The following is a 13,638-nucleotide window of genomic DNA, read 5'->3' on the forward strand; positions in this document are numbered from 1 at the left end:
GGGGATCCGGCCGGGCCCCGTCCCCCCGTTTGAGGGGGGCGGACCGATCCGGCCCCGAGGCAGACTGGACGGATGATCGATCAGCGCGAACGGCGGGCCCTCCTCGACGGCGCCGGACGCGCCCGCGACGCGGCCGAGCTGTTCGCGGGCGCGTCCGCACGGCTCCGCCGGATGATCGGTTTCCAGGGCGCGGCCTGGTCGGCGACCGACCCGGGCACCGGCCTGATCACCGCGCCGATGCGGGTGGAGGAGCTCGGCCGCCGCGAGGACTGCTTCACCTACTGGGAGTGCGCTCTCCTGGAGGAGGACGTCATCCCGTTCCGGGAGCTGGCCCGCGCGGCCGTCCCCGCCGCCGGGCTTCGCGCAAGCACCGACGACCTGCCCGCGCGCAGCGCGCAGTACCGCAAGCTCCTCGCACGCCAGGGAGTCGGCGACGAGCTGAGAGCCGTGTTCCGCGCCGGCGGCCGGCCGTGGGCCGTGGTCAGCCTGTTCCGCGAGAAGGGCCGCGAAGCGTTCGGGCCGTCCGAGGTCGCCCTGATCGCGGGCCTTTCGGCGCCGCTGGCCGACCGGCTGCGCGTCCTGGCCCGGCCCGCGACGCGTCCCGGGACGGCGGTGCCGGGCGGCCCCGGGCTGGTGCTCTTCGCCCCCTCCGGGGCGCCGGTCTCCGTCAACGACGAGGCGCGCGAGTACCTGGAACGGCTGCCGGACGGCCCGTCCAGCCCGTCCGCCCTGGGGCCGCCGCTGCCGATCTGGCTGATCGGCGCCGCCGCGCAGGCGCGGGCCGTCGCCGCCGAACGCGACCGCGGCGCCGCCCGGGTGCGGATCCGGACCAGCGACGGCCAGTGGCTGGTCTGCCACGCCTCGTGCCTGCACGGCCCGGACGGTGCCCCGGGGATGACGGCGGTGGTCATCCAGCCCGCCGCCGGCTCGGACATGGCGCCGATCATCGCGGAGGCGTACGGGCTGTCCGCCCGCGAACTGGAGATCACCCAGCTCGTCGCGCGGGGGCTGTCCACCGGCGGCATCGCCGCCGAACTCGTCATCTCCCCGCACACCGTCCGCGACCACCTCAAGACCGTCTTCGCCAAGGCGCGCGTGTCCAGCCGGGGCGAACTCGTCGCGCGGCTGTTCGCCGAGAACCACTGGCCGCGCCGCACCGGCCGCTGACCAGCGGTCGCGGCCCGGCTCCGGTTTCCTTGCCGCGCCGGGACAGGTAGGCTTCGATCGCAAGAGGCCCCTTCGCTACTTGCGGCGACCGGGGCCTTCGTCGTGGGAAGGGAAAGTGGCATGCCTGCCATCGTTCTTGTCGGAGCGCAGTGGGGAGATGAGGGCAAGGGCAAGGCCACGGACCTGCTCGGCGGGGACGTCGACTACGTGGTCCGCTTCCAGGGCGGCAACAACGCCGGGCACACCGTGGTCATCGGTGACAAGAGCTACGCGCTGCACCTGCTGCCGTCCGGGGTGCTGTCACCCGACGTCGTCCCTGTGATCGGCAACGGCGTGGTGATCGACCCGGCGGTGCTGCTCGGCGAGATCGACGGGCTGTGGGATCGCGGGATCTCCTGCGAGCGCCTGCTGCTCTCGGGGAACGCGCACCTGATCATGCCCCACCACCGGGCCCTCGACAAGGTCACCGAGCGGTACCTGGGCAAGGCCCGGATCGGCACCACCGGGCGCGGCATCGGCCCCGCCTACGCCGACAAGATCAACCGGATGGGCATCCGCGTCCAGGACCTCTTCGACCCGAACATCCTCACGCAGAAGCTCGATCTGGCGCTGCGCGAGAAGAACCAGGTCCTCACCAAGGTCTACAACCGGCGGCGCATCGACACGGGGCCGATCGTCCAGGAGTACCTGGAGTACGGGGAGCGGCTGCGGCCGTTCGTCGCCGACACGGCGCTCGTCCTGAACAAGGCGCTCGACGAGGACAAGGTCGTCCTGCTGGAGGGCGCCCAGGGCACGCTGCTGGACATCGACCACGGCACCTACCCGTTCGTGACGTCGTCCAGCCCGACGGCGGGCGGCGCGTGCGCGGGCTCCGGCGTCGGACCCACGAAGATCAACCGCGTGATCGGCATCATCAAGGCGTACACGACGCGGGTCGGCTCCGGGCCGTTCCCCACCGAGTTGCTGGGCGAGGAGGGCGAGTACCTCCGCAAGACCGGCGGCGAGTACGGGGTGACCACGGGACGCGACCGCCGCTGCGGCTGGTTCGACGCCGTCATCGCCCGCTACGCCACCCGCGTCAACGGCATCACCGACTACTTCCTGACGAAGCTGGACGTCCTGTCCGGGCTGGAGCGCGTCCCGGTGTGCGTCGCGTATGACATCGACGGGGGGCGTGTGGACGAGCTCCCCACGACCCAGACGGAGTTCCACCACGCCAAACCCGTCCTGGAGTACCTGGACGGCTGGCAGGAGGACATCACGGGGGCCAAGTCGTTCGCGGACCTTCCCGCCAACGCGCAGGCGTACGTCCGCTCCCTGGAGGAGATGTCCGGCTGCCGGATCTCCGCGATCGGCGTCGGCCCCGGACGCGACCAGACGCTCTCCCTCCACCCGCTGGTCTGACGATGGCAGAAGTCCACGGCCACCGGGGAGCGCGCGGCCTCCGCCCGGAGAACACCCTTCCCGGCTTCACCCACGCCCTGGAACTGGGCGTGGACGCGATCGAACTCGACGTGGGCATGTCCGCCGACGGCGTGGTCGTCCTCAACCACGACCAGGCGCTCTCCCCCGTCAACCTCACCGACACCGCCCCCGTCCGGCCCGGCGACCCCGCCTTCCCCTACGTCGGCAAGCGGATCCGGGACCTGACCTTCGACCAGCTCCGCACGATCGACGCGGGCGCCCGGTGCCACGAGTCCTACGACCAGACGGCCGTCCCCGGCACGCGCATCCCGACCCTCGCCGAGGCGTGCGCCCTGCTGGCCCCCACGGGCGTCACTCTCGCCGTGGAACTCAAGACCGACCCCAGCTGGCCGATCGAGGACGTGCAACGCCTCACGGCCGCCGTGGTGGACATCCTGACGTCCGCCGGCGTGCACGGCCGGTCGCGCCTCCTCGCGTTCGACTGGCGCGTCCTGACCGAGGCCCGCCGCGACCATCCGGAGTTCCCCCGCGTGGCTCTGGTCGAGCGCAAGACCCTCGTCCCGGACACCCCCTGGCTCGCCGGCCTCTCCCCGGACGACCCGGTATCCGCCGCCGCGACGATCGGCGCCGACTTCCTGTCACCCGAGCACCCCCTGACCACCCCGGAACTGGTCGAGCAGGCCCACTCTCAGAACCTCAAGGTCGCCGTCTGGACGGTCAACACCTCCGAAGAGATGGCCCGCTTCATCAAGTACGGCGCCGACGCCATCATCACCGACTACCCCGACCGTTTCCACGAGGCCGCCCCTCGTTGACTTGCGGCGTGTTGTTGTTTTCGGCGCGCCCATAACAACGACTCGCCGCAAGTCAACGCATCGAGGAGACATCGTGATCGAGAGGTTCGCGGCCGTGCGGGGGTTGCGGCTGGCCTGGCTGGACGGCGGTCCCGAGGGGGGCACGCCGATCCTCGCGCTGCACGGGCACTTCGGCCGGGCCCGGTGCTTCGCGCCGCTCGCCGCCGCGCTCGCGCCCGGCCACCGGGTGATCGCGCTGGAGCAGCGGGGCCACGGCCACAGCGACCGGGGTGACGGCTACGGCCCGGACGCCTATGTGGCCGACGCCGCCGAGTTCCTGCGCGGGCTGGGGCTCGGCCCGGTGATCGTGCTCGGACACTCGATGGGCGGGGTCGTCGCGTTCCGGCTGGCCGCCCGCCATCCGGAACTCGTCCGGGCCCTGGTCGTGGAGGAGGGCGGCGCCTACAACCGGCCGCCCGAGATTCCGCACCCGGTGCTGGACGTCCGCGGCTGGCCCCGCCGGTCCGCGACCTTGGGCGAGCTGCGCCGTGACATCGAGGCGCGGGGCATTCCCGACGCCGGCTACTTCCTGGAGAGCGCCGTCGAACACGCCGACGGGTGGGGCCTGCTTTTCGACCACGACGACATGGTGGCCTCGCAGCGGGCCCTCGTCGGCGACTGGTGGGCCGACTGGCTGGGCTCCACGTGCCCGGCCCTGCTCGTGCACGGGCTGGACAGCTTCGTCCTGCCCACCGCGATGGCCGGGGAGATGGCCGCGCGGCGTCCCGGGACCGTCCTGCGCGAACTCGCGGGCTGCGGCCACTGGGCGCACGACGACGATCCCGCGGCCTTCACACGCGCCGTGCGGGACTTCCTGGCCACGCTGTGACGCTCAGAGCCAGCCGTTGCGGCGGAAGCCTCGGTAGAGGGAGAAGCAGGCCAGGGCGATGACGCCGAGGATCATGGGGTAGCCGTAGCGCCACTCCGTCTCGGGCATGAAGTCGAAGTTCATGCCGTAGACGCCGGCGATGGCGGTCGGGACCATGAAGATGGCGCCCCACGAGGAGATCTTCCGCATGTCCTTGTTGTCGGCCACGGTGACCTGCGTCATGTGGGCCTGGAGGATGGGGTTGAGGAGTTCGTCGTAGGACTCGACCTGCTCCCGGACGCGGGTGAGGTGGTCCTCCACGTCGCGGAGGTACTCCTTGATCTCGGCGGGGACGAAGCGGCGGCCGGACAGGCTGCGCAGGGGCCCCGCCAGGGGGCCGACCGCGCGCTTGAGCTGGATGACCTCGCGCTTGAGCCGGTAGATGCGGCGTGACTCGTCGGTGCGCTCGGGCGAGAAGACGGCCTCCTCGACCTCGTCGATGTCCTCCATGACGGCGTCCGCGACGCTGACGTAGCCGTCGACGACGCGGTCGGCGACGGCGTGCACGACGGCGGCGGTGCCGAGGGCGAGGCGTTCGGGCTCCTTCTCCAGGTCGCGGCGGACGGGTCCGAGTTCGCCGTGCGCGCCGTGCCGGACGGTGACGACGAAGTCGGGCCCGCAGAAGATCATGATCTCGCCGGTCTCGACGACCTCGGCGCCGCCGGGCCCGCTCGCGACGTAGCCGACCGTCTTCATGACGACGAAGTGGACGTCGTCGTAGCGCTCCAGCTTGGGACGCTGGTGGGCGTGGATCGCGTCCTCGACCGCGAGCGGGTGCAGACCGAAGACCTCGGCGAGTTCGGTCAGCTCGGTGGAGGACGGCTCGTGGAGGCCGACCCAGACGTAGCCGGCGCTGTCGCCGTCAGGGGTGAGGCGGCCGTCGCGGACGAGGCGGACGGCGTCGGCGACGGTGTCGGTGGAGACGCGGTGGCCGTCGATGTAGGCGGCCCAGTCGATCACGGCGGAGCCACGGTGCGGTGCCTCGACGCCCGAGGGACGGCGCGGCTTGAACAGGGCGCGGGTGGGGCGGACGCGCGTCATGGCCATGGGGTGCTCCTAACCGCCGGCCACGCACGCGGCGGCGCGCTCGACCCAGGCCGGTCAGCGAGGGGAGCGCGCGGAAGCGATGGCCGGGCGCCAGATGGAGGCGGACGGACGGTCGGCCCGAACAGTTCTGTCCGGACTGTGAGGGTTTTCCGGCGAACTGCAAGGATCACCAGGACTCATCCCGACCACCTCCTTTCACACCTCGGCAAAGCCTGTGGAAGCCTACCAGCCGACATTTAGGACGCCGCCCACATCGGTGATGTTCACAGGTCGCGGGCGTGATGCCCGCCACGTGACGTGCGCCCCTCCGGCTCCCAGTAAGCTCGCGTGACGTGCGAGTACTCGTCCTTGGATCGGGTGGCCGCGAGCATGCGCTCGCCCGCGCCCTGCATCGCGACCCTTCCGTCACCGCCCTCCACTGCGCTCCGGGCAACCCGGGCACGGCCGATATCGCGGACAACCACCAGATCGATCCGACCGACCCGGTCGCGGTGACCGAGTTGGCCGGTCGGCTGCGGGCCGAACTCGTGGTCGTGGGCCCGGAGGCGGTCCTGGTCGCGGGCGTCGGCGACGCTCTGCGCCGCGCCGGGTTCCCGTGCTTCGGGCCCGACCGCGCCGCGGCCCGCATCGAGGCGTCCAAGGCGTTCGCGAAGGAGGTCATGGCGAAGGCGGCGGTCCCGACCGCCGACGCGCGGATCTGCGACACGACCGACGAGGCGGAGAAGGCGCTGGACGCCTTCGGCCCGCCCTACGTGGTGAAGGACGACGGCCTGGCCGCGGGCAAGGGCGTCGTCGTCACCGAGGACCGCGCCGCCGCGGCCGAGCATGCCGCCGCCTGCGGGCGGGTCGTGATCGAAGAGTTCCTGGACGGCCCCGAAGTCTCCCTGTTCGCCCTGTCCGACGGCGAGAACGCCGTCCCGCTGCTGCCCGCGCAGGACTTCAAGCGCGCGTACGACGGCGACGAGGGCCCCAACACGGGCGGCATGGGCGCCTACACCCCCCTCCCCTGGGCACCGCCCGAGCTGGTGGACGAGGTCATGTCCACGGTCGTCCAGCCCGCCGTGGACGAGCTGCGCCGCCGCGAGACCCCCTACGTCGGCGTCCTCTATGCGGGGCTGTCCCTGACGTCCAAGGGCGTGCGCGTGGTGGAGTTCAACGCCCGCTTCGGCGACCCCGAGACCCAGGTCGTCCTGGACCGCCTGGCCACCCCGCTCGCGAAGCTGCTCCAGGCCTGCGCGATCGGCGCCCTCGACCCGGACTTCCGCCCGGAGTGGCACCCGGGCGCGGCCGTCACGGTCGTCATAGCCGCCGAGGGCTACCCGTCCACCCCGGTGAAGGGCGACGAGATCACCGGCCTGGACGAGGCCGCCAAGGTCGACGGCGCCTACATCCTCCACGCGGGAACGAAGCTGGACGCGGACGGACGCCTGGTCGCGAACGGCGGCCGCGTCCTCAACGTCGTCGGCACCGGCCCCGACCTGGCCACCGCCCGCACCACCGCCTACGAGGCCGTCTCCGAAATCACCCTTCGCGCCTCCCACCACCGCACCGACATAGCCGACCTGGGATAATCGGCCCGTGATTGATCGGTACACGCTTCCGGAGATGGGGCGCGTCTGGAGTGACGCGCATAAGTACGAGCTGTGGTGCCAGGTGGAGGTCCTCGTCGTCGAGGCCCACGCCGAGGCCGGCACGATCCCGCCGGAGGTGGTGGAGCCGGTGCGGAAGGCGCCGCCGCCGACGCCGGAGGCGGTGCACGAGATCGAGGCGGTCACGCAGCACGACGTGATCGCCTTTCTTTCGGCGTGGGCGGACAACACCGAGCCCCGCGAGGCGGCGCGGTACGTCCACTTCGGCATGACGTCGTCCGACCTGCTCGACACGGCTCTGGCGCTGCAGCTCGTCGAGGCGACGGACATCCTGCTGGAGAAGGCCGACGCGCTCGTCGCGACGCTGCGCGACCACGCTCTGGCGCACCGGGCGACGCTGCGGGTGGGCCGGACGCACGGCATCCACGGCGAGCCGGACGTCTGGGGGCATCGCGTCGCCGACTTCGCGTTCGCCATGGCACGGTCCCGCGACCGGCTGCGGCGCGCCCGGGAGGCCGTCGGGGTGATGGCGATCTCCGGTGCGGTCGGGACGTACTCCAACATCGACCCGGCCGTCGAGCTGCACGTCGCGCGCAAGCTCGGGCTGAACAGCGCGGACGTCTCGACGCAGGTCGTCATGCGCGACGGGATCTCCGAGTGGGTCTCGTCCCTGGCGATCATGGCGACGGTGTGCGAGACGATCGCGCTGGAGGTCCGGCACGGGCAGCGCACCGAGGTCCGGGAGCTGTGGGAGCCGTTCGGCAAGGGCCAGAAGGGCTCGTCGGCGATGCCGCACAAGAAGAACCCGATCATCTCCGAGCGGCTGGCGGGGATGGCGCGGATCGTGCGGGCCCAGATCGTCCCGGTTCTGGAGGGCATCCCGCTCTGGCACGAGCGCGACATCTCGCATTCGTCGACGGAGCGGATCGCGCTGCCGGACGCGTCCGTCGCCCTCGACTACATGCTGAACCTGACGAATCGCCTCATGTCCGGACTTGTCGTGGACGAGGCGCAGATGCGGGCCAACCTGGAGTCGACCGGCGGGCTCATCTACACCTCGACCGTGCTGCTGGAGCTGGTCGAGGCCGGGATGTCGCGCGACGACGAGGCGTACCCGCTCGTCCAGAAGGCCGCGATGGAGACGTGGGAGAGCGGCACGCCGTTCCGCGAGACGCTGCGCAAGCACGCCGCGGAGGCGTCGCTGACGCTGGACGAGACGCGCCTGGACGAAGTGTGCCGTCCGGAGCGTTTCGTCGAGCGTCTGGGCCCGGTCTTCGACCGCCTGGGCGCACTCCAATGAATTCTGCACGGGCCCCCGGGAGGGACTTTGACGGCGACCCTGACCGAGCTGAACAGCTACCCCCTCAAGAGCGGCGGCGGAACCCCGCTGCACAGCGCCGAGCTCACCTCAAAGGGCCTGCCGTTCGACCGTGAGTTCATGCTGGTCACTCCCGAGGGCCGCTTCCTGTCGCAGCGGGACCTGGCGCAGATGGCGTTGTTGCGCCCGTCCTACGACGGCGAGATCCTCACCGTGAACGCTCCGGGTGTTCCGGCGCTCGTCCACAAGGCCGACCGTGACGGCGAAGTCCGCGACGTGGTCGTCCAGAGGACGGAGTGCCAAGGCGTCGACCAGGGCGACGAGGCCGCCGCCTGGTTCTCGTCCCTCCTCGGCCAGGACTGCCGGCTGGTGCGCTTCACCGGCCACCGGTCCACGTCGCGCGGCGGCGGCGAGGCGATGTTCGCCGACGGCTATCCGCTGCTGCTCATCTCCGCCGAGTCCCTCGTCGACCTCAACGCGCGCCTGGACGAGCCGCTGCCGATGAACCGGTTCCGGCCCAGCCTCGTCGTCGAGGGGCTCGGGGCGTTCGGTGAGGACGACGTGCGCCTCCTGCGCGTCGGTGAGACCGTCATCGAGGCGATCAAGCCGTGCAGCCGCTGCGTCATCACCACGACCGACCAGGAGACCGCCGAGCGCGGACGCGAGCCGCTGCGGACGCTCGCCACCTACCGCAACCGGGACCGCGGCATCCAGTTCGGCCAGAACTGCGTCCCCCGGACTCTCGGCACGCTCACGCTGGGCGACCCCGTCGAGGTTCTGGAAGCGCGCTGACTCAGCCGACGACCTCGCCGGTCTCGTTGCCGTAGCGGTCCTTCATGGCGGTCGGGACGATCTCCACCGTGAGGCCGGGCAGGGACGGGACGGCGCGACTCCCCGCCGTGGGACGCAGAGCCGCCTTGAGGTCGTCCAGCGCGGTCAGGGGGACGTGGACGTCCAGCATGCCCTCAAGCACCTCGTCGACGACGAAGGTGTCACCGGGAAGGAACGTGAGCCTGGTCTCGTCGGTCTGCAGGATCAGCTCGCGGCCGAACGGCAGGCGGCCCTGGAGGGCGTCGGCGATGGCCGGGGCCTGCAACGCGCCGATCCGGAGCGTCGTCGACGCGGCCGAGCGCTCCCAGTGGGCCGTGGTCACGTACAGGAAGCCGCCGCTGGAGCCCTCCTGCGCGGCGCCCTCGTCGACGGCGCGGGCGATCTGCGGATCGGCCAGCAGCGAGCGGCGGTCGATGTCGGTGACGAACAGCGGGAGGTGCGGGGCGAGAACCCGCATCAGGCCGTCGGCGTTCCACCGGCGCACGGCCTCGTACTCCTCGCTCGCGAGCCCGACGACCTGGAGGAAGGCGACCCGGCCGTGGGGCGTCGAGATCTCCGCGAGCTCCGGGTCGGAGACGAACGTCACCGCGCGGATCTCCGAGTCCTCCCGGTCGGCGTTGATCGGCCCGTTGGCGTTCATGTGGTGGCCGGGCGCGAACGTGTTGCCGGAGTTGAACACGTACCGGGCGAGGTTCTGCAGGAGGTTCGGCGCCCACATCGGCGGCTCGTCCTCCGCCGGGTCGCGGGCGACGCGGAACGTGAACTCGAATCCCCAGCCCGACTCGTCCGGGTCCTCGGATTCCTTGGTGTACAGCTCGGTCATGCCGTACGTGACGAAATGCCAGTGCGGGACGGGCTCGATGCGGGGGTAGACGCTGATCCCGTCGAGCGGATCGGACCCGCCCAGCGACCATTTGAGGAGGGTCGCCAGGTGAAGCGGTTCCGCGTCTCCGTAGAGGGGCCTGAGCGCGGCGTCGATGGCGTCCCAACCGGGTGATTCGTCCATGAATGATCAGCGTAGACTCCGACGCGTCGGCGCGCCGCCCATACGCTCACCTTGGGAATTTCCCGTGGGTGTGCGAACCTTGCGGGCACTTCGGGTGTCTCAACGAGCAGAACCGACGCCATCGTGGCGCGGGCCGGACAGCACACGCCCGGGCCGATGGTTTACTGGGGTCGCGTTGACGCAGGGGGACACCATTCGGCGCGCTCGGCCCTCGTGCCCCCGCTTGCAGGCGAGTAACCCGCATTCACGAAGGAGTAAGGCGGCATGAGCATGGGCCACGAGGTTCGCTACCGCGTGCGCGGCGGACGGCAGCTGCACGGCACCGTTTTCGTCCAGGGGGCGAAGAACGCCGTCCTGCCGATGATCGGCGCCTCGCTGATGGCCGCCAAGGGACGGACCGTCCTGCGCAACGTTCCGATCATCGAGGACGTGCGGCGGGCGGTCGAGCTCGCGCGGGCCGTCGGGGCCAAGGCCGAGCTGCACGAGACGGAGCGCACGCTCGTGATCGACGCGTCCTCGCTCAGCAGCCCGGTGCTGCCGGCGGAGATCGCGTCCCGGTTCCGCGGCTCGTTCCTGTTCGTCCCGGCGCTGCTGCACCGGCTCGGCGAGGCGGTCATCGAGGGCGTCGGCGGCTGCAACCTCGGAAGCCGCAACCTGGACTTCCACTACAACGGCTTCAAGCGGATGGGCGCGACGGTCACCGAGCACGTGGCCGACAACGGCGACGGCATCATCCACATCAAGGCCGGCGACCTGCGCGGCGGAACGCTCTACTGCGACACCCCCTCGCACACCGGCACCGAGAACCTGATCATGGCGGCCGCGCTGGCCCAGGGCACCACGCTGATCAAGAACGCGGCGCTGGAGCCGGAGGTCCTGGACAACATCAAGATCCTCCAGGCGATGGGCGCCAAGATCGGCGGCGGCGGCACCGGGTTCATCACCGTCGAGGGCGTGGACGAACTGACCGCCGTCGAGCACACCGTGATGCCCGACCGCATCGACGCCGGCGTGTTCGTGATGGCCGCCGCGATCACCGGCGGCGACCTCAGCCTCGTCGGCGCCAGCCTCGAGCACCTCGGCGTCGCCGCCGACAAGCTTGAGCAGATGGGCGTGGAGTTCCACCAGCAGGGCGCGGTGCTCCAGGTCCGCCGCGAGCGGACGCTGCGTCCGATCAACGTCATCACCGACGAGTACCCCGGGTTCGCCACCGACCTGCAGTCGCCGATCATGGCGCTGTCGTGCCTGGCCGAGGGCCCCTCCTACGTCTACGAGCGGATCTTCGACGGGCGGTTCAAGCTGGCCGACGAGCTCGGCAAGATGGGCGCCGACATCGAGGTGGACGGCAACCGCGCGAAGGTGAACGGTCCGCGCGCCCTGCGCGGCGCCGAGGTCGAGGCGCACGACCTGCGCTGCGGCAGCGCGCTCGTGCTGGCCGGCCTCGCGGCCGAGGGCGAGACGACGATCACCTCGGCCTACTATCTCGACCGCGGTCACGCGCACACGGCCGAGCGCCTGTCCCAACTCGGCGCCGAGATCGTCCGCGAGGCCGACTAGGCGTCTCCGGAGGGCGCATCGGCCGATTGTGGCCCCGTCCTGACCAACTCCGGAGTGCCACCTGACGGGCACTGTAACGCGCGAGCGTGAATCGGTTCGGCAGTGTGTTACCAACCAGTCACGCAATGCTGTTACGGCCTGTCTCGCTGATCAGTCCTTGGCAGTGCGCTGAGCTGGGCAATAAACGTATGGAACGGTCCTCTCGGGACAGTCCGTAACGCGACAAAAGATCACTGACCTGCGGTGCCGCGCCATGAACACCGGATCACTCGTCTTTCCGGGTGGGACGGCATCGGTACGGACGAGTTACGGTCCGCAGGTAAACCAAACGGGCATCACAGGGGTCTTCCCAGTGCGCGACAGCGCCAGGGAGGGCCTCTGTGCGTGTTTTCGGGTCTTGTTTTTCGACTTCGGACGCCCGAAGATGCAGGATCAAGGCTGGCCGAATGGTGACAAATTACTGACCAGGGGGTCCCGTAGGTTACTTTTTCGCCGCACTCTTGATTCGATTTCGCGTCTGGGCGTCACACATCGTCGTCCTGACCCGATCTGCCAGCAGAAGGGGCTCTCTGGGTGAGGGGGCTGCGAAGTAGGCGATCGCAACGGGAACTGCGGTGCTGGGTCAGAAGGCAGGGGCGACAAGCCATGAGTCAACCGTTGGGCGGAGCGTGCGCGAACGCGTGGTCGGGGTCGGACCCCCGCCGGGAGGATGGACCGGAAGCGAGCGATCATCTATGACGGCCGCACGAACGGGGTCGGTGACACCCGACCTCACGATCGGCGTCGTAGGCCCGCATGACCTGGTCGAACGGGTCATGCTGATGGGCCACGGCCCCACCCCGGTACCGAGCAGGCTGGTGGCCGCCGCCTACCGGGACGAGCAGGAGGCCGCCGACAAGGTCGTGCGGCTGGGATCGGGCGTCGACGTGTGCCTGTTCGCCAGCCCCGTCCCCTACGACTTCGCACGCAAGGCGGGCGTGCTCACGATGCCGGCCACCTACGTCCCGCTGAACGGCGCCGCCCTGCAGGGCGCGCTGCTGCGGGCCTCCCTCGACGAACGCTTCGACCCCTCCAGGGTCAGCATCGACGTCCTCGGCCGCGCCGAGGTCGAGGAGGCCTACTCCGAGATCAGCCTGGGCACCGAGCAGGTCCACCTGCGCGAGGAGGCCGCGGGCCCCGGCACGCTCGCCGCGTTCCACGAGCGGCTGTGGCGGCGCGGGGCGACGACGGTCGCGATGACCTGCGTGCACGCCACCGCGGAGCGGATGGAGATGGCCGGCGTGCCGACGCTGCGCGTCCGCCCGACCGGCGCGGCGATCCGCAGCTCCCTCCAGACGGCCGCCCTGCTCGGCGCGCACCACCGGCTGGAGGAGTCGCAGCTCGTCGTGGTGCTGGTGGACGTGCCGACGCTGCGCGAGACGCCCCGCCGCGTCACCCCCCGCTACTGGCGCGACGAGCTGAAGCTCGCGCTGCACCGGGTGCTGCTCCAGGAGGCGCACCGGATGAACGCGTCGGTGTGGCCGCTGGACGACCACAGCTACCTCGTCATCGCGACGCGCGGCTCGGTCACCGCGTCCACCGAGGGGTTCCGGACGCCGCCGTTCGTCGAGCGCGTCCGCGAGGAACTCGGCCTCGCGATCGAGGTCGGCATCGGCATGGGCCGCACGGCGCACGAGGCGGAGAACCACGCCCGCGCCGCTCTGGCCCGCTCGCAGAGCTCCCAGCGCGCCCAGGGCTTCGCCCTGGACCGCGACGGCCGCGCCCTCGTCCCCGCGCCGCGCACCCCGCCGCGGACGCCGCCGCAGCCCAAGCCCAAGGGCCTGGAGATCCTCGCGCGCCTGGCCGACAAGCTCGGCGACCAGGAGCAGCCGCTGATCGTGGACGCGGAGAACGCCGGCAAGATGCTCGGAGTCACCCCCCGAACGGCCCGCCGCCTCCTCCGTACCCTCGTCGAGGAGGGCCTCGCCTGGCCACTC

General features: G+C 71.1%; 11 protein-coding genes. 9 read left to right on the forward strand and 2 right to left on the reverse strand.

Translation table 11 applies throughout. From position 1 onward, the window contains the following. Positions 1-72: 72 nt before the first annotated feature. The 4 genes from E1281_RS16650 (at position 73) to E1281_RS16665 (ending at position 4,275) form a co-directional block, all read left to right on the forward strand. Positions 73-1,167 (forward strand): helix-turn-helix transcriptional regulator, encoded by a 1,095-nt coding sequence (locus tag E1281_RS16650; RefSeq protein ID WP_131879158.1) that lies wholly within the window; start codon positions 73-75, stop codon positions 1,165-1,167. A gap of 120 nt (positions 1,168-1,287) precedes the next feature. Continuing rightward, the gene (locus E1281_RS16655; RefSeq protein WP_131879160.1) at positions 1,288-2,571 is read left to right on the forward strand and encodes an adenylosuccinate synthase; all 1,284 of its coding nucleotides are present in this window, start codon (positions 1,288-1,290) and stop codon (positions 2,569-2,571) included. Between the two features lie 2 nt (positions 2,572-2,573). After that, positions 2,574-3,407: a glycerophosphodiester phosphodiesterase family protein gene (locus tag E1281_RS16660; RefSeq protein ID WP_131879162.1), complete on the forward strand. Its 834-nt coding sequence runs from the start codon at positions 2,574-2,576 to the stop codon at positions 3,405-3,407. A gap of 73 nt (positions 3,408-3,480) precedes the next feature. Further along, the gene (locus E1281_RS16665; RefSeq protein WP_279433619.1) at positions 3,481-4,275 is read left to right on the forward strand and encodes an alpha/beta hydrolase; all 795 of its coding nucleotides are present in this window, start codon (positions 3,481-3,483) and stop codon (positions 4,273-4,275) included. Positions 4,276-4,278: 3 nt separating this feature from the next. Here the strand turns inward: E1281_RS16665 and E1281_RS16670 are convergent, their stop codons facing one another. Then, positions 4,279-5,361 (reverse strand): magnesium and cobalt transport protein CorA, encoded by a 1,083-nt coding sequence (locus E1281_RS16670; RefSeq protein WP_131879164.1) that lies wholly within the window; start codon positions 5,359-5,361, stop codon positions 4,279-4,281. 332 nt (positions 5,362-5,693) lie between these two features. Between E1281_RS16670 and purD the strand changes: the two genes are divergently transcribed. The 3 genes from purD to E1281_RS16685 are packed head-to-tail and all read left to right on the forward strand — an operon-like array spanning position 5,694 to position 9,060. Beyond that, complete coding sequence (gene purD / locus E1281_RS16675; protein ID WP_131879166.1) at positions 5,694-6,932, forward strand: phosphoribosylamine--glycine ligase; 1,239 nt, start codon at positions 5,694-5,696, stop codon at positions 6,930-6,932. 7 nt (positions 6,933-6,939) lie between these two features. Continuing rightward, on the forward strand, positions 6,940-8,250 hold the full coding sequence (purB, locus tag E1281_RS16680) for an adenylosuccinate lyase (protein WP_131879168.1): 1,311 nt from the start codon (positions 6,940-6,942) through the stop codon (positions 8,248-8,250). Between the two features lie 27 nt (positions 8,251-8,277). After that, positions 8,278-9,060 carry an MOSC N-terminal beta barrel domain-containing protein gene (locus E1281_RS16685; RefSeq protein WP_131879170.1) on the forward strand — a complete coding sequence of 261 codons (783 nt, stop codon included), beginning with the start codon at positions 8,278-8,280 and terminating at the stop codon, positions 9,058-9,060. A gap of 1 nt (position 9,061) precedes the next feature. Here the strand turns inward: E1281_RS16685 and E1281_RS16690 are convergent, their stop codons facing one another. Then, positions 9,062-10,105 carry a suppressor of fused domain protein gene (locus E1281_RS16690; protein ID WP_131879172.1) on the reverse strand — a complete coding sequence of 348 codons (1,044 nt, stop codon included), beginning with the start codon at positions 10,103-10,105 and terminating at the stop codon, positions 9,062-9,064. A gap of 270 nt (positions 10,106-10,375) precedes the next feature. Between E1281_RS16690 and murA the strand changes: the two genes are divergently transcribed. Both murA and E1281_RS16700 read left to right on the forward strand, forming a co-directional pair. Beyond that, a complete protein-coding gene (murA, locus tag E1281_RS16695; protein ID WP_131879178.1) occupies positions 10,376-11,662 on the forward strand; it encodes a UDP-N-acetylglucosamine 1-carboxyvinyltransferase in 1,287 nt (428 codons plus the stop codon). Between the two features lie 734 nt (positions 11,663-12,396). Continuing rightward, positions 12,397-13,638, forward strand: a 1,242-nt coding sequence (locus E1281_RS16700) for a GTP cyclohydrolase IIa (RefSeq protein WP_131879174.1), incomplete at its 3' end; no start/stop codon positions are given.

The organism is Actinomadura sp. KC345, assembly GCF_004348515.1.
In the GTDB taxonomy this organism is placed as follows: domain Bacteria; phylum Actinomycetota; class Actinomycetes; order Streptosporangiales; family Streptosporangiaceae; genus Spirillospora.

Coding starts and splice junctions, on each gene's coding strand:
- E1281_RS16650 (WP_131879158.1), top strand. CDS start 73: ATGATCGATCAGCGCGAACGGCGGGCCCTCCTCGACGGCGCCGGACGC.
- E1281_RS16660 (WP_131879162.1), top strand. CDS start 2,574: ATGGCAGAAGTCCACGGCCACCGGGGAGCGCGCGGCCTCCGCCCGGAG.
- murA (WP_131879178.1), top strand. CDS start 10,376: ATGGGCCACGAGGTTCGCTACCGCGTGCGCGGCGGACGGCAGCTGCAC.
- E1281_RS16655 (WP_131879160.1), top strand. CDS start 1,288: ATGCCTGCCATCGTTCTTGTCGGAGCGCAGTGGGGAGATGAGGGCAAG.
- E1281_RS16670 (WP_131879164.1), bottom strand. CDS start 5,361: ATGGCCATGACGCGCGTCCGCCCCACCCGCGCCCTGTTCAAGCCGCGC.
- E1281_RS16690 (WP_131879172.1), bottom strand. CDS start 10,105: ATGGACGAATCACCCGGTTGGGACGCCATCGACGCCGCGCTCAGGCCC.